This window comes from Buchnera aphidicola (Periphyllus koelreuteriae) (assembly GCF_039360445.1).
GTDB classification, from domain to species: domain Bacteria; phylum Pseudomonadota; class Gammaproteobacteria; order Enterobacterales; family Enterobacteriaceae; genus Buchnera_J; species Buchnera_J aphidicola_BM.
This window is the reverse complement of sequence record NZ_CP134981.1, coordinates 248,917-268,590: the sequence shown is the minus strand read 5'-3', so window position 1 is coordinate 268,590 and position 19,674 is coordinate 248,917. Positions and strand designations below refer to the sequence as shown.

General features: G+C 17.8%; 18 protein-coding genes and 3 tRNA genes. 10 read left to right on the top strand and 11 right to left on the bottom strand.

Annotation, left to right across the window (positions count from 1 at the left end; genetic code table 11):
- Positions 1-165 precede the first annotated feature (165 nt).
- Positions 166-867 carry a hypothetical protein gene (locus RJT80_RS01200; RefSeq protein WP_343187609.1) on the bottom strand — a complete coding sequence of 234 codons (702 nt, stop codon included), beginning with the start codon at positions 865-867 and terminating at the stop codon, positions 166-168.
- A gap of 433 nt (positions 868-1,300) precedes the next feature.
- Between RJT80_RS01200 and RJT80_RS01195 the strand changes: the two genes are divergently transcribed.
- Positions 1,301-2,188 (top strand): outer membrane beta-barrel protein, encoded by an 888-nt coding sequence (locus tag RJT80_RS01195; protein WP_343187608.1) that lies wholly within the window; start codon positions 1,301-1,303, stop codon positions 2,186-2,188.
- Between the two features lie 133 nt (positions 2,189-2,321).
- Here the strand turns inward: RJT80_RS01195 and RJT80_RS01190 are convergent.
- Positions 2,322-2,406 (bottom strand) — tRNA-Ser (locus tag RJT80_RS01190).
- Positions 2,407-2,709: 303 nt separating this feature from the next.
- Here RJT80_RS01190 and RJT80_RS01185 point away from each other — a divergent pair.
- Both RJT80_RS01185 and RJT80_RS01180 read left to right on the top strand, forming a co-directional pair.
- Positions 2,710-2,782, top strand: a tRNA-Cys gene (locus tag RJT80_RS01185).
- A gap of 21 nt (positions 2,783-2,803) precedes the next feature.
- Positions 2,804-2,889, top strand: a tRNA-Leu gene (locus RJT80_RS01180).
- 24 nt (positions 2,890-2,913) lie between these two features.
- Here the strand turns inward: RJT80_RS01180 and RJT80_RS01175 are convergent.
- Entirely contained in the window at positions 2,914-3,930 is a 1,017-nt protein-coding gene (locus tag RJT80_RS01175) for a methyltransferase (protein ID WP_343187607.1), read from the bottom strand.
- A gap of 193 nt (positions 3,931-4,123) precedes the next feature.
- Here RJT80_RS01175 and minC point away from each other — a divergent pair, with 193 nt between their 5' ends.
- Genes minC through minE form a run of 3 tightly spaced genes read left to right on the top strand, consistent with a single transcriptional unit; the run spans position 4,124 to position 5,891 of the window.
- The gene (gene minC, locus RJT80_RS01170) at positions 4,124-4,789 is read left to right on the top strand and encodes a septum site-determining protein MinC (RefSeq protein WP_343187606.1); all 666 of its coding nucleotides are present in this window, start codon (positions 4,124-4,126) and stop codon (positions 4,787-4,789) included.
- Positions 4,790-4,825: 36 nt separating this feature from the next.
- Positions 4,826-5,635 carry a septum site-determining protein MinD gene (minD, locus tag RJT80_RS01165; protein WP_343187605.1) on the top strand — a complete coding sequence of 270 codons (810 nt, stop codon included), beginning with the start codon at positions 4,826-4,828 and terminating at the stop codon, positions 5,633-5,635.
- Positions 5,636-5,639: 4 nt separating this feature from the next.
- Positions 5,640-5,891 carry a cell division topological specificity factor MinE gene (minE, locus tag RJT80_RS01160; protein ID WP_343187604.1) on the top strand — a complete coding sequence of 84 codons (252 nt, stop codon included), beginning with the start codon at positions 5,640-5,642 and terminating at the stop codon, positions 5,889-5,891.
- Between the two features lie 33 nt (positions 5,892-5,924).
- Here minE and tsaB read toward each other — a convergent pair whose 3' ends face one another.
- The 5 genes from tsaB to zwf all read right to left on the bottom strand — a co-directional run bounded on the left by tsaB (position 5,925) and on the right by zwf (position 11,527).
- Positions 5,925-6,575, bottom strand: coding sequence for a tRNA (adenosine(37)-N6)-threonylcarbamoyltransferase complex dimerization subunit type 1 TsaB (gene tsaB, locus RJT80_RS01155; protein ID WP_343187603.1), 651 nt, complete (start codon positions 6,573-6,575; stop codon positions 5,925-5,927).
- Between the two features lie 86 nt (positions 6,576-6,661).
- On the bottom strand, positions 6,662-8,242 hold the full coding sequence (locus RJT80_RS01150; RefSeq protein ID WP_343187602.1) for a TerC family protein: 1,581 nt from the start codon (positions 8,240-8,242) through the stop codon (positions 6,662-6,664).
- 257 nt (positions 8,243-8,499) lie between these two features.
- The gene (cspE, locus tag RJT80_RS01145) at positions 8,500-8,709 is read right to left on the bottom strand and encodes a transcription antiterminator/RNA stability regulator CspE (protein WP_343183367.1); all 210 of its coding nucleotides are present in this window, start codon (positions 8,707-8,709) and stop codon (positions 8,500-8,502) included.
- Between the two features lie 291 nt (positions 8,710-9,000).
- Complete coding sequence (gene htpX / locus RJT80_RS01140; RefSeq protein WP_343187601.1) at positions 9,001-9,882, bottom strand: protease HtpX; 882 nt, start codon at positions 9,880-9,882, stop codon at positions 9,001-9,003.
- Positions 9,883-10,057: 175 nt separating this feature from the next.
- Positions 10,058-11,527, bottom strand: coding sequence for a glucose-6-phosphate dehydrogenase (gene zwf / locus RJT80_RS01135; protein WP_343187600.1), 1,470 nt, complete (start codon positions 11,525-11,527; stop codon positions 10,058-10,060).
- A gap of 324 nt (positions 11,528-11,851) precedes the next feature.
- Between zwf and pyk the strand changes: the two genes are divergently transcribed.
- From pyk to RJT80_RS01120, 3 genes are all read left to right on the top strand, one after another.
- The gene (gene pyk / locus RJT80_RS01130; RefSeq protein WP_343187599.1) at positions 11,852-13,297 is read left to right on the top strand and encodes a pyruvate kinase; all 1,446 of its coding nucleotides are present in this window, start codon (positions 11,852-11,854) and stop codon (positions 13,295-13,297) included.
- Between the two features lie 52 nt (positions 13,298-13,349).
- The gene (locus RJT80_RS01125) at positions 13,350-14,063 is read left to right on the top strand and encodes an ATP-binding cassette domain-containing protein (protein WP_343187950.1); all 714 of its coding nucleotides are present in this window, start codon (positions 13,350-13,352) and stop codon (positions 14,061-14,063) included.
- Positions 14,064-14,089: 26 nt separating this feature from the next.
- Positions 14,090-14,872 carry an iron chelate uptake ABC transporter family permease subunit gene (locus RJT80_RS01120; RefSeq protein WP_343187598.1) on the top strand — a complete coding sequence of 261 codons (783 nt, stop codon included), beginning with the start codon at positions 14,090-14,092 and terminating at the stop codon, positions 14,870-14,872.
- A gap of 34 nt (positions 14,873-14,906) precedes the next feature.
- Here RJT80_RS01120 and aspS read toward each other — a convergent pair whose 3' ends face one another.
- The 3 genes from aspS to trxB form a co-directional block, all read right to left on the bottom strand.
- Positions 14,907-16,661 (bottom strand): aspartate--tRNA ligase, encoded by a 1,755-nt coding sequence (gene aspS, locus RJT80_RS01115; RefSeq protein ID WP_343187597.1) that lies wholly within the window; start codon positions 16,659-16,661, stop codon positions 14,907-14,909.
- Between the two features lie 230 nt (positions 16,662-16,891).
- Positions 16,892-17,110 (bottom strand): translation initiation factor IF-1, encoded by a 219-nt coding sequence (gene infA / locus RJT80_RS01110; RefSeq protein ID WP_343183361.1) that lies wholly within the window; start codon positions 17,108-17,110, stop codon positions 16,892-16,894.
- Between the two features lie 100 nt (positions 17,111-17,210).
- Positions 17,211-18,158 carry a thioredoxin-disulfide reductase gene (gene trxB, locus RJT80_RS01105; protein ID WP_343187596.1) on the bottom strand — a complete coding sequence of 316 codons (948 nt, stop codon included), beginning with the start codon at positions 18,156-18,158 and terminating at the stop codon, positions 17,211-17,213.
- 182 nt (positions 18,159-18,340) lie between these two features.
- Between trxB and serS the strand changes: the two genes are divergently transcribed.
- The gene (gene serS / locus RJT80_RS01100; protein WP_343187595.1) at positions 18,341-19,633 is read left to right on the top strand and encodes a serine--tRNA ligase; all 1,293 of its coding nucleotides are present in this window, start codon (positions 18,341-18,343) and stop codon (positions 19,631-19,633) included.
- Positions 19,634-19,674: the final 41 nt, after the last annotated feature.

The window sequence follows — 19,674 nt, the reverse complement described above, 5'->3', positions numbered from 1 at the left end:
TCCTTAAATTAAATAACCTATAAAATTTAATATATTTAAATAAAATAGGTTATTTTTATAAATTAAAAAACTAAATTTTTTTGTATAAATTATTTATTATATAAAATAAAAATTTTTTTACATTTCTAAAAAATTTTATTATTTAATATATAAAAATTTATATTTTTATTTCAATATTTTAACCATATTAGTAAACGGACATAATCCTAAAGGACCTAAATTTAATAATAAATTATTATGAGATTCAATCACTCCTATAATTTTAGCTGAACTAAAACATGTAGATGGAACAATTTCATATTGATTTTTTGCAACTATTGTAAAATTATATACTGAAGGAAAAATGTCGTTTAAACTATAATATTTTTTATCAATTTCGTTTCTATCAATAGAATATATATTTTCTCCTTTACATGCAGGGCCTAAATCTTTTGAAAAAATAATATTTCTATTATCATCTGAAATAACTAATCGAAGATCTTCTGCATCTCTAGGAATATTTACTCCAACTACAATTGGATTTGTTAGAATAACTTCTGATGTTTCAATCATAACTGTTTTATGAAGTAAAGAAGAATAATCAGTTGTTTCATTATCATCTTTAAATGTATCTATTCTATTTTCATCATTATATAATTTTTTTATATTTTTAAAATTATTTGAATTTAATGTGCAATTATTTTTTAAAACACTATAATCATAATTATTATTTTTTATTTTATTTAAGATAATATTTAAAAAATTATTTTTTATATTATTATCTAAATTTTTTTTGTTTAAATTTTTATTGTATATATTTTTGTTACAGTTAATAGTATTTAAAATAGAATTGTTTTTAATAGAATTATTCATTTTTTTAAAACCCATTGAAAGTTTTATAATAATTTATAAAATATTTACTTTAAAACATTTTTTAAAAAATAAGTTTTAAAGTATTTATATTAACATTATACTTTTTTTTAAAAAAATTTAATAGATATTTTTTATATAGATTTAAAATTTTTTTTATAAAATAAATTATTTTATTTATAGTTAAGAGTTTTTTAAAAAAAATTATTAATATGATTGATTTATTTTTTTAATTTTAAAAAAAAAATTTTATAAAATTTTATTTGTTCTTTTATTATTTTAACATTTATTTTATAATATTTTAAAATTATTATTTTTATAAAAAAAAAAATAAATTAAATTTATATTTAAAAAATATTTTATTTATAAATTTTTTAAAAATTTTATTATAAAATGATATATTATAAATTTATCAATCTGAAATAATTTATAAAATGCGGAGAGTATAAATATGAAACATAAATTAATTTTTCTTTCTCTTTTATTGGGTAGTAGTATTTCAACAGCTCAAGCAGAAAATGAAATTCCTTTTAATCCATTTTATATTGGATCTAGTAGTATTCTTGTACAACCAAATAATGCTACTTGGATTGATTTATTAAACGTAAGTGATTCATATAAAAATTCTTGGAAACAATCTTCATTTGGATTATTTATGGGTTATAGAAAAAATAAATATTTTTCATTTGAATTAAGTTATAATAATCCTTTTGTAAGTTTTCCTATAAAATTAAATTCTATAAATGATGATGAAAAAAATCATAATTCAAACACATTGTATTTTAAAAATGTAGATGAACAAGAATCTAAAGAAAGTAAATTAAATAAAGAAAAAGAAAGAAGAAAAAATCCATTAGTTGATAGATTATATCCTGTAGAACAAGTAAAAAAACCTAAACATCCTATTTCTAACAAAAATACACATATTAAACCTATTAAAAAAAGAAGTTATGATGCTTCTCATTTTACCTTTAAGAAATATACTGTTTATCCTCAACCAAATATAGAATTTGCAACAAAATTGACAATTCCAGTAACTCAAAAAATAGATTTATATGGAAGTGCTGGATTATCTTACAATTTATATAATATTTTAGATATTAATTATCAAACAAATCCAAGATATTTTATTAGAAATAATTTATTTCCTATATGGAGTGCAGGTATAGAATATAAAATAAATAATCATTTATCTTCTAGAGTTGAATACAAAAAAAAGATATATAATTTTACAAGTGATTCTTTTCAATATAATGATATTCATTCTATAAATTTTAATTTTACATGGAATTTTAAAAATATTATACCTAATATTTTATTAAAAACATTTCAGTTTTAAATATTTAAATATTAATTATTGTTTTAATTTTTAATTAATTTATTTTTTTTCTAGGAATGAAATAAAATTTATTATAAAGATAAAATTTAAAAAAATATAATATTTTTTTAAATAAAAAATTTAATAAATTTTTTGGAGGGAGAGGGATTCGAACTCTCGGATAATTTCTCATCGGCGGTTTTCAAGACCGCTGCCTTAAACCACTCGGCCATCCCTCCAAATTTTATAAAAAAATATTTTTTTAAAAATATTTTTATTTGATTAAATTTTTAAAAAAATAAATTGAATATATAATAATATATTAATTATATTAATGTAAAGTTTATTTTTTTTTTTTTTTTTTTTATATTTTTTTTTATTTTTATTTTATATATATATTTGAATTTTTAAATAAATACTTATATAAAATATAATTTAAAATATCTATAAAAAAAATTTTTTAAAAGATGTATTGACATTATAATGTTATTTATTATATATATAAGTTATATAAATTTTAAATTTTTAAAAATTATATTTTTGGTGCATTGGCAGATTGGCATTATGCAGCGGATTGCAAATCCGTATAACTCGGTTCGATTCCGAGGTGCGCCTTATAAAATTTATAAAAAATAAGCCCGAATGGTGAAATTGGTAGACACAAGGGACTTAAAATCCCTCGGTTATTTATAACTTTGTGGGTTCGAGTCCCGCTTCGGGTAATAAAATAAATTTTATTAATAATTTTATGTTTTAAATTTTTGATAAATTATAAAATTTTTATTTTTTTTTAAAATATTAAATTTTTTAAAAATATATTTTAAATTTTTAGAATTTGAAAAAAATTTATTAATTACTATTCTTAATTCTCCTTTTTTTTTTAAATAAAAAATAGATTCATTAATAATTCTTTTTAATAAAAAAAATGTTTTTTTTAAATTGTCATGAAGAGGGGGATTAGAAATAATTAAATCAAATTTTTTATTGATATTTAAATATAAATCACTGATTTTAAATTTTCCTTTTAATTTATTTATTTTGAAATTCTTTTTACAACATTGAATGGATTTTAAACAACTATCAGATAAAGTAATTTTATTTGTTTTATTAAATTTTAATAATAAAATTGATAAAAAACCAGATCCAGAACATAAATCAAGAATTTTTTTATTAAATATTGTATTTTTAGAGAATGTTGATATTAAAAATTTACTTCCTTCATCAAGTTTTTTATATCCAAATACTCCTGGTAAAAATTGAATTTTAATATTATTAAAATAATGTATTTTATAAAAATTTTCTAAAATAAAAATATTATTTTGTTTAATTATTGTATAATAAATGACACATTTTTTTCCATAATTTAATTTTTTAAAATTAAATTTTTTATTAAACAAATTAATAAAACTATTAATTCCACTTTTATTTTCTCCAACAAGAAAAATTTTTGATTTTTTTTTAATAATGGATGTAATATTTTTTAATTGAAAATATGATTCTTTTTTATTTTTTGAAAAAAAATAAATAATTGTATTATAATTTTTTATTATTTTTTTTTTAATTAAAAAATTAATGAATAATTTTTTTTTATTAATATTTTTTAAATATTTTAAAAAATGATATTTTTGAATATGAACTCCGCTGTTTTGTGTTTTTAAAATTTCAGGTAATGAATCTTGTATATTTCCTGAAAATAAAACTTTTTTATTATAAAAAATATGTTTAATATTTAAAATTAATTTACTTGAATTACTTAATTTCAAAAAAATTTTCTCCTTATAAAAAAATTTATTTTTTTATATTTTATTTTATTTAAATCACTATAAATATTATTTTTTTTTATGAATATTATTTAAAATAAAAAATATTTTATAAAAAATTATCATATTTATTAAAATATAAAATATTATTATATAAAAAATTTTAAAAAAAAATATAAATTTAAAAAAAATACATATGCCAATTAAATTTCAAGGAAATATTTTTACAACTTTAGTTCTATATTTAAAAAGTGATAAATTAGAATTAATAAATTATGCATTAAAAAAAAAAATTAATGAATCTCCTAGTTTTTTTAATAATGCACCAATTATTATAAATTTATCTTTTTTTAAAAGAGAGTTAAATTGGAATAAATTAAAAAAAATAATTCTGAAAAATAATTTTATTATTTTAGGAATAAGTGAATGTTTTAATTTAAGTTTAAAAAAAAAAATTATAGATTCAGGTTTTCCTGTGTTTTCAAATACAAAAAGTTTAATTAAAGAAAAAAAAATAAAATTTAAAAAAAAATTTTATAAAAGTATTTTTTATAAAAATACTATTCATTCTGGTCAAACAATTTATGCAAAAAAATCAGATTTAATTATTACAAATAATGTAAATGAAGGAGCAGAAATTATTGCAGATGGAAATATTCATGTTTATGGAAAATTAAGTGGAAGAGCTTTAGCAGGAGCTAATGGAGATAATACTAGAAAAATTTTTAGTACAAAGTTATTTTCTGAATTATTATCAATTTCTGGAGAATATTGTCTTATGGATTCTATACCAAAAAATATATTAAATAAATCTGCTCAAATATATTTAAAAAATGGTGTAGTTCAAATAAAAAAATTATAATTTATATCAATATTTATATTAAAGGAAATATTAAATATGACACGTATTATTGTTATTACATCTGGAAAAGGAGGAGTTGGAAAAACTACATCAAGTGCATCTATTTCTACTGGTTTAGCTCAATATGGAAAAAAAACAGTTGTTATTGATTTTGATGTAGGGTTAAGAAATTTAGATTTAATAATGGGTTGTGAACGTCGAGTAGTATATGATTTTATTAATGTAATTCAAGGAGAATCAACTATTAATCAAACCTTAATTAAAGATAAATATACAAAAAATCTATTTATTCTTCCAGCATCTCAAACAAGAGATAAAGAATCTTTAACTTATCAAGGAGTAGATTTTGTTTTTAAAGAATTAAAAAAAATGAAATTTGATTTTATTATTTGTGATTCTCCAGCAGGAATAGAAAGAGGAGCTGTATTAGCATTATATTTTGCTGATGAAGCTATTATTACAACTAATCCTGAAATTTCATCTGTACGAGATTCAGATAGAATATTAGGGATAATTTCATCTAAATCTAAACGTTCAAAAGAAAAAAAAAAACCAGTCAAAGAAAGTTTATTATTAACTAGATATTCTCTAGAAAAAGTTGATTCAGGAGATATGTTAAGTTCTAAAGATGTTTTAGATATTTTAAGAATTCCTTTAATAGGAATTATTCCAGAAGATGAAAATATTTTAAAAGCATCAAATAAAGGTATTCCAATTATATTAAATACTCAATCTATTGCAGGGGTTTCTTATCAAGATGTTGTAAAAAGATTATTAGGACAAAATATTCCATTTAAATTTATAAAAAAGAAAAAAAATTTTTTCCAACGTTTATTTGGGAGATAAAAGAATGAAATTATTAAATTTTTTTTTATTTAGAAATAAAAAAACTGCTTTTATTGCTAAAAAAAGATTACAAATTATTGTTGCTGAACAAAGAAAAAATAATGTTTTTCCAAATTATATTCCAAAAATAAAAAAAGAAATATTAAAAGTTATTTGTAAGTATATTAAAATTGATAAAAAATCTATTAAAATTCAATATTGTCAAAAAAATAATGATATATCTATATTAGAATTGAATGTTAAACTTTCAGATTAATTTTTTAATTTCTTTAAAAAATATTATTTTTTTTTAAATTATTTTATTTTGTAAATAATTTGGAACAATTATTTTTTTTTTATATCTTTTAAATTTAATATATCGTAATGCTATAGGAATAATATCTAACGCATTAATATTTTTTATATTTAATATTTTTATATTTTTTATAGAGTTAAATTTTATAGAATTAAAATTTTTTATAATAATCCAATTTTTTAATTTTTTTATTTTACACAAAGCTAATTGAATTGATATAAATTTTTCTTTATTTATTAAAAAAATATTATTTTTTTTATAAATATATTTTCCAAAATAAATATTTGTTTTATTAGCTTTTGTTATAATTAAAAATTTATTTTTTTTAGTTATATGTTTACCTTTTTCTGCGAAAATTTTTAATGTAGATATACCAATTAATGGAATATTTAATCCAATAGATAGTCCTCGAGCAATTATAATAGCAATTCTAATTCCTGTAAAAGATCCTGGTCCTTTAGAAAAAGCAATATAATTAATATCTTTTAAAGATATAAAATTTTTTAATAAAATTTTATTAATCATTAATAAAATTATTGAATGATTATTTTTTTCTGAAAATTCATAAATATAATCTATTTTATTATTATATTTTATAGCAACTGAACAAATTTTTTTAGAATTATAAAAAGTAAGTAATTTCATATATTAATTTTTAATTATGAGAAAATATTTTTTATAATTTATTCATATAAAATTTATGAATAAATTATAGGTTTATTTTTGAATATTTATTTTATTCTCTTTGTTTTATTTTTCTTTTTTTTTTTATTTTTTTTTGTAATTCGAATTAAATTAATTGTATAATTTGTAACTTTAATAATTTTAAAATTTAATGAAGAAATTTTAATAATATCTCCTTTAGAAGGAATTTCTCCTTTTGTTTCAATTAAAAGACCTGCTATAGAAGCATGAGTTGTTTGAACTTTAAAAAAATTTTTTATGTTTAAAAATTGTTTTAATGAATGTAAATCTGTACTTCCTTTTACTAACCAACTATTTTTTTCTTTAATAATATCTGGAGTTTCATCTGCATCTGGAAAATCTCCAGCAATAGCTTTTAAAAAATCTAAAGGAGTAATTAAACCTTGAACTATATTAAATTTATTTATTACAATAATAATATTTCCTTTTGATTTTTTTAATATTTTTAATAAATTTATAGGATTTAATGTTTCTAAAATAATAATTGGTTTGTTTTTAGATACAAAATTTAAAATATTTTTATTATTTTCTATAATAAATAACAATTCTTTTGCTCTTACTACTCCAATAATTTTATCTAATTCTCCTTTACAAATAGGAAATAAACTATGAGGAGTATCTAAAAGTTTTTTTTTTATTTCATTAATAGGTTTATTAATATTAATCCATGAAATTTCTATTCTTGGAGTCATCATACTTTTAATTGATCTAATAGCTAAATTTAAAAGGCTATAAATCATATATTTTTCTTCTTTTTTAAAATTACTATATTCTTTTGAAAAATATTTTTTATTTTTTTTTTCGTTTTTAATATGTTTAGTTTTTTGTTTTTCTATTTTAATAATTTGTAAAAATTTTTCTAAAACTCTTGTTCGAATTGGTCTAGTATATTGATATAATAAAAAATTATATTTTGAAAGTTGATTAAATACTTCTATAAATATTGAAAATCCAATAGCTGTATATAAATATGTTTTAGGAATATAAAAACCTAATACTTCTAATATTAAACTCATTCCAATCATTAATAAAAAACCTAAACATAAAACAACTATTGCTTTATATTTATGAATAAATTTTTTTATTGATTTTAAAACGTATAACATAAAACACATAGATATTATAATTGCTAAAGTCATAACAATTATATTATTTGCTATTCCAATTGCTGTAATTATTGAATCTAAAGAAAAAATTGAATCCATTATAACTATTTGACAAATTGTTAACCAAAAATTTGAATAATTTTTTTTTTTATTTTCTTTAACATGTCTATTACATAATTTATCATTTAATTCTAATAATGAAACAAAAGATAAAAAAATTCCTCCTGTAAGAAAAATAACTTCTCTGACAGAGAGAGTAATATATTGATTAGAATAAAAAGGATTAGTAAGAGATGTAGACCATGATATTAATGAAAGAAAAGATATTCTAATAAAAAGAGATAAAATTAGACCAATATTTTTAGCTTTTTTTCTTTGTTTAGGATGTAATTTTTTAACTAATATAGTTAAAAAAATTATATTATCCATCCCTAATACTATTTCAATAATTATTAATGCTAATAAACCAGTCCAAGCTGACGGGTTTAAAGTAAATCCCATTAAATTCTCCATAAAATAGGAAAAAATTTATATTTAATTATATTATATTTAATAATAAAAAAATATTTTTAAAAATTTTAAATTTTTATAAAATTTTTTATAAAATAATATTTTATAATAAAATTAATAGTTTTTTTTTTGTTAACATTGGCTTTTAAAAAATTTATTTTTAAACCTCCGTATTCTGAACAGAGGTTTTTTTAAAAATTTTCAATGTTTATAAAAATTTTTAATAAAATTTAAATAAATAATTTTTATTATATTGAAAAAACATTTATAGCAGATGGGCCTTTTTGACCTTCTTGAATTTCAAATTCTACATTTTGACCTTCAGCTAAAGTTTTAAATCCTTCTCCTTGAATAGAAGAAAAATGAACAAAAACATCTTTACTACCATCTTCAGGAGTGATAAATCCAAAACCTTTTGCTTCATTAAACCATTTTACTTGGCCTTTAATCTTTGACATTTAAAATTTCCTTGAAAAAAAATTTGTATTACATAAATATATATTATTTACATAGAAGATATTAAAAAATTTTATTTTATAATATATTTTATATTTTATTGATTTTTAAAATAATTTAATTTTTAAAAATAAAATTTATATAAAAATATTAATTATTCTATCATAGAGGATTTTGAAATAAAAAACAATGTTTAACATTATTACTAAATTAATTAATAAATTAGAATAATTAATTAATAAATTTCATAAAAGAAAATAATAGTTATTTTCTTTTATGAAGATAAAATATCTTTACATATATGTTTTATTATTTAAAGCTTTAATTCTATTTTTTATAGTTGGATGAGACATAAATAAATTTAAAAATTTTTTATTTTTTCCATGAATAGATAATGTAGCAAGATTTTCTTCTTTTATAAAAGTTTGTACATGATTATTTATTGTTTTTAATGCAGAAATCATATGTTTTTTTCCAACAATTTTTGCTGATCCAGCATCAGCATAAAATTCTCTTTTTCTAGAAAACCACATTGTAATACAATTTGATAAAGTTCCAAATAAAATTTCTAAAAATAATGTTAAAATTAAAGTAATAATATTATTTTTTATAAAAATATTTCCGTTATTTTTATTATCTGAAAAAATATAAGATATAATATAAGCAATTCCTTTTGATAAAAAAATTACAAATGTATTTACTATTCCTTGAATTAAAGTCATAGTTACCATATCTCCATTAGAAATATGAGTAATTTCATGAGAAATAACTGCTTTAATTTCATTTTTATTCATTACATCTATTAATTTATCTGATAATGCAATTAAAGAAGAGTTTTTTGTTGGTCCAGTTGCAAAAGCATTTATATCATTAGATGTATATATAGTTAATTCAGGAGTATTAATTTCTAATTTTTTTGCTTGTTTTTCTATAAATTTTAATAACCATTTTTCTGTTTTATTTCTTGGATTTTTAATTATATAAGATTTAATAGAAAGAAGAGCTATTTTTTTTGATAATAAAAGAGAGATAAATGATCCACTAAATCCAAATATAAATGTTGAAATAATAAACATGTAAAGATTATGATTTTGTATTCCAATAAAAAAAGATAATATACATAAAATAATTGTTACTGCTAAATTTGTTAATAAAAATAATAACACTCGAATCATTTATTATCCTTTGTTTAAAATAATTTAATAGAACAAATTTTATTTTTATATTAAAAATTTTATAAATACATAATTTTTATTTTAAATAATAATTTTAAAATTAATAAAAATTTTTATATTAAATTTTATTAAATGTATAATTTTATAACATATTTTATTATGAATTCAATATAATTTAATTAATTTTATTCCATTCTCTTCCATCTTTTTTTAAAAGATTTTCTGAAGATTTAGGTCCCCATGTTCCTGCTTTATATAATTCTAATTTAGAATTATTTTTTTTCCAAGAATTAATAATAGAATCTATCCATTTCCATGATGCTTCTATTTCATCTCTTCGAACAAATAATGATTGAGATCCAAAAAAACTTTCTAATAATAATCTTTCATAAGCATCATATAATCTATATTTTTTAAAACTTTTATTATAATTAAAATTTAATTTTATTTCTTTTAATTTATATTTTGAATCTAATTTAGGTATTTTGTTAATAATAAAAATATCTAATCCTTCATTTGGTTGTAATCGAATAACAATTTTATTTAATGGTAATTTTTTTGTTTTATAAAATAAATTATTATTATTATTTTTAAAATAAATAACAATTTCAGAATGTTTAATTGGTAATCTTTTTCCAGTTCTTAAATAAAAAGGAACCCCATACCATTGAGAATTATCTATATTAGCTTTAATAGATACAAAAGTTTCTGTATTACTATTTTTAACTGCATCTATTTCATTAATATATGCTGGTATTTCTTTTTTATCAATTAATCCAGATGTATATTGCCCCCTCACAGTTTTTCTATTAATATTTTTATCATTTATTATTCTTAACGATTTTAAAATTTTTAATTTTTCATTTCTAATATTATCTGATTCAAGATTAATAGGAGTAGACATTGTTAAAATAGATAATATTTGTAATAAATGATTTTGAATCATATCTCTCATTTGTCCAGTTTTATCAAAATAACTCCATCTTCCTTCTATTCCTACTTTTTCAGCTATTGTAATTTGAACATGATCTATTGTAGTATTGTTCCAATTTGTAAAAAAAATAGAATTAGAAAATTTTAAAGATATTAAATTTAAAATTGTTTCTTTTCCTAAATAATGATCTATTCTAAAAATTTGTTTTTCATTGAAGTTTTTTCCTACTTGATTATTAATTTTTTTTGATGTGTTTAAAGAATTTCCAATAGGTTTTTCTAAAATAATTCTATCAGATGAAGTATTACAATTTATTTTTTTTAATCCTTTAAAAATATTTTTAAAAGTATTTTGAGGTATCGCAAAATAATAAATTCTCATTTTATTTGATTTTATTAAAATTTTTTTTAATTTATAAAAATCTGATATATTATTTACATCAATATTACAAAAATATAATCTAGAACTAAATTTTATCCATATTTTTTTTTTTATTTTAATATTAGAAAAATTTTCGATTGAATTTTTAATTATTTTTTTATATTTTTTTTGAGTCCAATTAGCTCTTCCAATTCCAATAATTCTTGTATTTTTATATAATTTTAATAATTTTTCTAATTGATATAAAGCAGGAAATAACTTTCTTCTTGCTAAATCACCTTTTGTTCCAAAAATTATTAAATCATATTTTTTAATTTTTTTATCAAACACTATAATATCCTATTTATTAAAGTATAAATATTCTTATATCAAAACTACTTTTTAAGTAAATCATATTATATAATATATAAAAATTTTATTATTTTTGTTCATATTTTATATAAAAATAAAAATTATTATATTTACTATATAATAATTATTTTTTTATAATATATTTAAATTAATTAATAAATTTTGAATTATATACTCATATATAATATAAATTATTTTATATATAAAAATAATATAAATTTTTATTTAATTATAAAAAATTTGTTTATATTATATTTAAAATTAATATATTTAAAAGAATACAATAAATATTTAGGAAAAAATATGTTAAAACGAATTAGAAGAACAAAAATTGTTGTAACTCTTGGACCATCAACAGATTCAAGTAAAGTATTAAAAAAAATTATTTTATCTGGAGCAAATGTTTTACGAATAAATTTTTCTCATGGAACTTCAGAAGAACATATTATTAGAATAAAAAAAGCAAAAAAAATTATTAAAAAAACTAAAAGTAATGTAGCTATTTTAGGAGATTTACAAGGTCCAAAAATTAGAATTTCAAAATTTAAAAAAAATAAAATATTTCTAAAAAAAGGAGATTTTTTTTTATTAGATTATTTTTATAAAAATAAATTAGGAAATACAAAAAAAGTAGGATTTAATTATAAAAATTTACCTAATGATATATCTGTAAATGATATTTTATTATTAGATGATGGAAAAATTCAAATAAAAGTGTTAAATGTTAAAAAATTAAAAGTTGAAACAAAAGTTTTAATAGGTGGTGTTTTAAAAAATAACCAAGGAATTAATAAATTAGGAGGAGGGTTAAATGCAGGATCTATTACTAATAAAGATAAAAGAGATATATTAATTGCTTCTAAAATTAATGTAGATTATTTAGCTGTTTCTTTTCCAAAATCTTCAAAAGACTTAAAAATTGCAAGAGAATTAATGATTAAAGCAGGAAGTTCAGCAAAAATTATTGCTAAATTAGAACGTGCTGAATCCGTTAAAACAGATAAAGTGATAGAAGAAATTATATTATCTTCAGATGCAATAATGGTTGCAAGAGGTGATTTAGGAATTGAGATTGGGTATCCTGAATTAGCAGGTATGCAAAAAAAACTTATTAGAAAAGCTCGTCAATTAAATAGAGTTGTAATAACAGCTACTCAAATGATGGAATCTATGATTGTTAATCCTATTCCAACTAGAGCAGAAGTTATGGATGTCTCAAATGCTGTATTAGATGGAAGTGATGCGGTAATGTTATCTTCAGAAACTGCTTCTGGAAAAAATCCAGTAGAAACAGTAAGAATAATGTCTAAAGTATGCAAAGGGGCAGAAAAAGTTCCAAGTATAAATATTTCAAGATATAGAATTAATATGTCATTTAATAATATTGAAGAAATTATTTCTATGTCTGCTATGTATTCAGCTAATCATTTAAAAGGAGTTAAAGCAATAATTACAATGACAGAATCTGGAAATACTCCATTAATTACATCTAGAATTAGTTCTGGTCTTCCTATTTTTGCATTATCAAAAAATAAAAAAACATTAAATTTAACTTCTTTATATAGAGGTGTTATTCCTGTATTTTTTGATACACATAAAGAAGGTTTAGAAGCTGCAAAAGAAGCAATAAAAATATTATATAATAATAGTTATTTACAATTAAATGATATAGTTATAATTACTCAAGGAGATATCAAAGGAATTCCTGGAAATACTAATACTAATCGTATTTTAAAAGTAATATTTTAATAAAATTTTTTAAANTNTNTNTNTNTNTNANANTATATAATTTATAGAGAAAATTAAATTGATCATTCTAAAAAATATTTTTTTAAAAAAAAATAACAAAACAATATTAAAAAATATTTCATTATGTATAGAAAAAAATAAAATTTTAACTTTAATTGGACCAAATGGTGCTGGAAAATCAACATTAATTAAAATAATTTTAAAATTAAAAAAACAAAGTTCAGGAAAAATAATTTATTTTAAAAAACATCGTATAGGATATGTTCCTCAAAATGTTGATTTAAATATTCCATTTCGAATGACAGTTTATAAATTTATGATTATGTCTAATCTATATAAAAAAAATATAATTATATCAAATTTAAAAAAAGTAGGAGCTGAAAAATTAAAAAATAAATATTTAAATAATTTATCTGCAGGAGAAATTCAAAAAGTTTTATTAGCTAGAGCTTTATTAAATAATCCTAATTTTTTAGTTTTAGATGAACCTACTCAAGGAATGGATTTATTAGGTCAAATTAAATTATATAAATTAATTTATAAAATAAAATTGAAATTAAAATGTTCTATTTTAATAGTTTCTCATGATTTAAATTTTGTTATGAATCAAACAGATAAAGTTATTTGTTTAAATAAACATATTTGTTGTTCTGGTACACCGAAATTAATATCAAAAAATAAAAATTTTATTAAAATGTTTGGATCTATTAAAATAAAAAAATTTGCTTTTTATAATCATAATCATAATCATGAACATAATTTTTAAAATTTTCTTAAGAGTTTAAATATTTTATGAATAAACAATTATTTTTTGAATGGTTTATTGGTATATTTATTATATTAATTTCTTCTCCTATAGGAGCATTAATAGTATGGAAAAGGATGTCTTTTTTTGGAGATTCTTTATCGCATTCTTTATTTTTAGGGGTTTCTTTAAGTTATATATTCAATTTTAACTATTTTATATTAAATATTTTTTTAATTATATTTTTTTTATTATGTATTTTTTTTATTGAAACATATTCAAAAATTAAAATTGATGCAATAGTAAATATTTTAACAAATATATCATTATCTATTGGTATTATTTTGTTAAATATTATTTCAAAAAATAAAAATATTGATATTCCAAAATATTTATTTGGAGATTTATCAAAAATATGTGTACATGATATTTTTATTATATTTTTTTTTAGCATAATTATTTTAATGACATTATATTACTTTTGGGAAAAATTTTTATTTATAATAGTTAATTCTGATTTAGCTCAAATCAATGGAATTAATGTTTATCTTATTCGTTTTATATTAATGTTTTTAACAGCCTTTACAATTGGCATTTCTATTCAATTTTTTGGAGTTTTATTAATTACTTCATTGTTGGTTATACCAACTTCTATTTCTCAAAAATTTTCATATTCTCCAGAAAATTCAGTGATAATTTCAATTATATTAAGTATTTTTTCTTTAACTTTAGGAATTTTTATATCTTATTATTATTTAATTCCAATTAGTCCAATTATTGTTTTAATTTTATCAATTATTTTCATATTTAGTTTATTTTTTAAAAAATAAAAAATTTTTTATTTACTTTTGTATGAAGAATAAATTATTTATTTAATTTATTTTTATTTAATTTAATTCCTAATATATTTAAATCATTTTTATTTAAAAAATCCGGAGCTCCAGTAGTTAAACAATTTGCTGAAGTTGTTTTAGGAAATGCAATAACATCACTAATATTAATACTATTAGTTAATAACATAGTAATTCGATCTAATCCCAAAGCAATTCCAGCATGAGGAGGGGTTCCATAAGATAAAGAATTTAAAAAAAAATTTAATTTTTTTGTATCATTTAATTTAATTATTTTAAAAACAGCTTTTTGCATTTTTTTATTGTTAATTCTAACTGAACCTCCACCTATTTCTTGACCATTTATAATTAAATCATATGATTTTGAAATAGATGATTCAGGATTTTTTAAAAGATCAGATATATTATTGTTTATAGGAGCAGTAAATGGATGATGCATAGGAGAAAAATTTCCATTTAACATTTTTTTAAACATTGGAAAATTTGTAATCCAAACTATAGACCAATCTGATTTATTTATTAAATTTAAATCCATAGCTATTGAATCCCGAATTTGACTAAACCAATTATTAATTTTTTTTTTAGAATCATGAATAAAAATTAAAATATCATTTTTATATATTTTATTTCGAATAAAAATTTTTTTTATAATATTTAAATTTAAGTTATTAAAAAAACTTTTTTTAAAGTATTTTTTTTTTATATTTTGATGTTTTATTTTTATGAATTCATAGTTTTGAATTTTATATTTTTTTAATTCTTTTGTATAAAAATTTATGTTTTTTGATAATAAATTCATTCCATTTGGAAGTTTTATAATTACTATTCTTTCTTTTAAAATATTAAAATTATTTAATAAATTTGTATTTTTTAATAAATCATTAATATCAATTATTTTTAATGGATTTCTTAAATCAGGTTTATCTGTTCCAAAATTTTTTATTGATTGATGAAATGACAACTTTTTAATATTTTTTAATTGAACATTTTTAATTTTTGACCATAATAAAATAATCATTTTTTCAATTATTTTACATAATTTTATTTCATTCATAAAAGATACTTCTATGTCAATTTGTGTAAATTCTGGTTGTCTGTTTGATCGTAAATCTTCATCACGAAAACATTTTACTATTTGATAATATTTATCTATTCCAGAAATCATTAATAATTGTTTAAATAATTGAGGAGATTGAGGTAAAGCATAAAATTTTCCAATATGAATTCGACTTGGAACTAAGTAATCACGAGCTCCTTCAGGTGTAGAACTAGTTAATATAGGAGTTTCTATATTCCAAAAATTATTAAAATTCATAAATTTTATAATATATTTTGTAATTAAATGTCTAATTTTAAGATTTTTAATAATTTTAGATTTTCTAATATCTAAATAACGAAATTTTAAAAGTGTTTTTTGTGATTTACAATTATCAGGATCAAAAGGTAATTTTTTTGAAGTATTTAAAATTTTTAATTTAAATGCAACGACTTCTATTTCTCCAGTTAACATATTTAAGTTTTTATTATTATTAGATCTTTCTTGTACTGTTCCAAAAATTTGAACACAATATTCTAATTTTATTTTTTCAGCTATCTGAAAAACATTTTTTTCTTTAGATAAAAAAAGAACTTGAACAATTCCTTCTCGATCTCGTACATCTGCAAAAATTATTTTTCCAATATTTCGTATTTTATCAATCCATCCACAAATACTTACTGTTTTAGAAATATGTTTTTTATTAATTTTTCCACAATAATCAGTTCGCATAATAATCCTAAAAAAAATGAATTTTTTTTTAAAAAAAACAAATATTTTAAAATATTTTTAATAAATTTTTAAACATATTTAAAAAATATTAATTTATAAAATTTTTTATATAAATAAAAGTTTTTTATTTTTTTTATATATTTTTTATAAAATAAATATTTTTTTTTTTTTTTTTTTTTTTTTTTTTGAAAGGATATTTTAAAATTTTTAAAATAATTTTTTTAAAATAATTATCTACTTCTAAATATAATTCTTCCTTTAGTTAAATCATATGATGTTAATTCAACAGTAACTTTATCTCCTGTTAAAATTCTAATATAATTTTTTCTCATTTTTCCTGAAATATGAGCTATAATTACATGTTTATTTTCTAATTCTACACGAAACATTGTATTAGGTAATGTATCTATTACTGTTCCTTGCATTTCAATATTTTTTTCTTTAACCATTTATATTCTCTTTATTTTTTTTTTAAATTTATTTTTTTAATTATATATTATTTTTTTAATATATTCTATTTAATATATTTTATAAAAAAATTTAATTTATTTATAAATGTTCGATATATTTTTCTGCATCTAAAGAAGCTATACATCCACTAGATGATGCAGTAATAGCTTGTCTATAAGAATTATAAACAACATCACCTGCAGCAAAAATTCCAGGAATATTTGTTTGTGATAAATATTTTTTTGAATTTTTTAAAGTAATATAGTTATTTTTCATTTTTATTTTTTTTTTAAATATTTTTGTATTTGGTTTATATCCAATAGCAATAAAAACTCCAGATAAATTAATTTTAATTATTTCTTTATTCTTTACAGATTGTATTTTTATTTTTTTAACTTTTATAGAATCCCCAATAATTTTTTTAACTATAAAAGATTTATGAAAAATAATTTTTTTATTTTTTATTTTTTTTAATATTCTATTAATTAAAATTTTTTCTGCTGTAAAAACATCTCTTCTATGAATTAAATGAACTGTTTTTGCAATATTGGATAAATATAATGCTTCTTCTAATGCTGAATTACCTCCTCCAATAACTGAAACAATTTTATTTTTGTAAAAAAATCCATCACATATTGCGCAAGTAGAAACTCCTTTTCCTAAAAATAATTTTTCTGAATTAATATTTAAATATTTTGGAATAGCTCCTGTAGCTATGATTACAGCATTAGTAGTATATTTATTTATTTCTCCATTTAAAATAAAAGGTTTAGAATGAAAATTTACAGAAATAATATGATCATTAATAATTTTTGTATTAAATTTTAATGCATGTTTTTTTAGTCTATTTATGAATTTTATTCCATTTAATGTTTTATAATCTCCAGGCCAATTTTCTATCATATTTGTATTAGTTAATTGACCTCCAGGAAGATTTCCTGAAATTATAATTGGGTTTAAATTAGCTCTTGCAGAATATATTCCAGCAGTATATCCTGCAGGTCCAGATCCAATTATGATTATTTTATTATGTATTATTTTTTTCATATTAATATTTTTATTAAGTATTTATAATGTATTTTTTATTCATTTAATTAATTATAGTATAATAAAATTAAATAAATTTATATAAAAATATATTTTCTAATATTTTTATAGAAAAATTTTATAAAAATATATTTATATACAAAAATTTTTTATAAAAAATACATCATTATGAGTAATAATATATGATTGATCCAAAAATTTTAAGAAAATCAACAAAAAAAATTGCTTTAGAATTATTAAAAAAAGGATTTATATTAGATGTTAAAAAATTTAAAAAATTAGAAAGAAATAGAAAAAAAATACAAATAAAAAGTGAAAAATTAAGATCTATTCAAAAAAATATTTCAAAAATTATTGGAAGTTCTAAAAATATTAAATTAGAAAAAAAAAAGTTTAAAAAAAAAAATATAAAATTAAGTAAAAAAATTAATAAATATAAAAAAAAATTTATAGATATAAAAAAAAAAATATATTATTTTTCTGTAAATATACCAAATATTTTATTAAATGATGTACCTATTGGAAAAAACGAATGTAATAATAAAATAATATATAAATATGGAAAGATCAAAAAAAATAATTTTTTAAATAAAAATCATATTCAATTAGGAAATAAAATAAATGGTTTTAATTGGAACGCATCTGTAAATATTTCCGGGTCAAATTTTACTATTATTCAAGGAAGTTTAGCAAAATTATATAGATCATTAGGTCAATTTATGTTAGATCTTCATATAAATTTACATAAATATCAAGAAGTTTATGTTCCATATATTGTTAATAAAAATAGTATGTATGGAACTGGTCAATTTCCTAAATTTAGTTCAGATCTTTTTCATATTAATTCAAATAAAAAACATAATAAAAATAATTATTTTTTAATTCCTACAGCTGAAGTTCCATTAACTAATTTAGTTCAAAACTCAATTTTAAAAAAATCTGATTTACCAAAAAAATTTGTTGCCAATACTCCATGTTTTAGATACGAATCTAAATCTTATGGTAAAAATTTTAAAGGATTAATTAGATTACATCAATTTGATAAAGTTGAATTAGTTCAAATTACTCATCCTAAAAAATCTAATCAAGCTTTAGAAGAAATTACATCACATGCAGAAAAAGTATTAAAACTTTTAAAACTTCCATATAGAAAAATATTGTTATGTTCTGGAGAAACAAATTTTTCATCTTCTAAAACATATGATTTAGAAGTTTGGTATCCTTCTCAAAAATCTTATAAAGAAATTTCTTCTTGTTCTAATATGTTAGATTTTCAATCTAGAAGAATGAAAGCTCGTTATTTTGATAATAAAAAAAAAAAAAATTTATATGTGCATACATTAAATGGATCTGGATTAGCTATTGGAAGAACTTTAGCTGCAATAATTGAAAATTATCAATTAAAAGATGGACGAATTAAAATACCAAAAATTTTACGTGATAAATATATGAATGGATTAAAATTTCTTTCATAAATTTAATAAAAATTTTTAAAAATAATAAAAAAAAAAATGGT

Bases quoted from the DNA above. Each gene is read 5' to 3' on its own strand.
- trxB (WP_343187596.1), bottom strand. From the start codon at position 18,158: ATGAAAAAAATAATACATAATAAAATAATCATAATTGGATCTGGACCT.
- minE (WP_343187604.1), top strand. From the start codon at position 5,640: ATGAAATTATTAAATTTTTTTTTATTTAGAAATAAAAAAACTGCTTTT.
- pyk (WP_343187599.1), top strand. From the start codon at position 11,852: ATGTTAAAACGAATTAGAAGAACAAAAATTGTTGTAACTCTTGGACCA.
- tsaB (WP_343187603.1), bottom strand. From the start codon at position 6,575: ATGAAATTACTTACTTTTTATAATTCTAAAAAAATTTGTTCAGTTGCT.
- infA (WP_343183361.1), bottom strand. From the start codon at position 17,110: ATGGTTAAAGAAAAAAATATTGAAATGCAAGGAACAGTAATAGATACA.
- minD (WP_343187605.1), top strand. From the start codon at position 4,826: ATGACACGTATTATTGTTATTACATCTGGAAAAGGAGGAGTTGGAAAA.
- cspE (WP_343183367.1), bottom strand. From the start codon at position 8,709: ATGTCAAAGATTAAAGGCCAAGTAAAATGGTTTAATGAAGCAAAAGGT.
- RJT80_RS01195 (WP_343187608.1), top strand. From the start codon at position 1,301: ATGAAACATAAATTAATTTTTCTTTCTCTTTTATTGGGTAGTAGTATT.
- RJT80_RS01150 (WP_343187602.1), bottom strand. From the start codon at position 8,242: ATGGGATTTACTTTAAACCCGTCAGCTTGGACTGGTTTATTAGCATTA.
- RJT80_RS01200 (WP_343187609.1), bottom strand. From the start codon at position 867: ATGGGTTTTAAAAAAATGAATAATTCTATTAAAAACAATTCTATTTTA.
- serS (WP_343187595.1), top strand. From the start codon at position 18,341: ATGATTGATCCAAAAATTTTAAGAAAATCAACAAAAAAAATTGCTTTA.
- htpX (WP_343187601.1), bottom strand. From the start codon at position 9,882: ATGATTCGAGTGTTATTATTTTTATTAACAAATTTAGCAGTAACAATT.
- aspS (WP_343187597.1), bottom strand. From the start codon at position 16,661: ATGCGAACTGATTATTGTGGAAAAATTAATAAAAAACATATTTCTAAA.
- RJT80_RS01120 (WP_343187598.1), top strand. From the start codon at position 14,090: ATGAATAAACAATTATTTTTTGAATGGTTTATTGGTATATTTATTATA.
- minC (WP_343187606.1), top strand. From the start codon at position 4,124: ATGCCAATTAAATTTCAAGGAAATATTTTTACAACTTTAGTTCTATAT.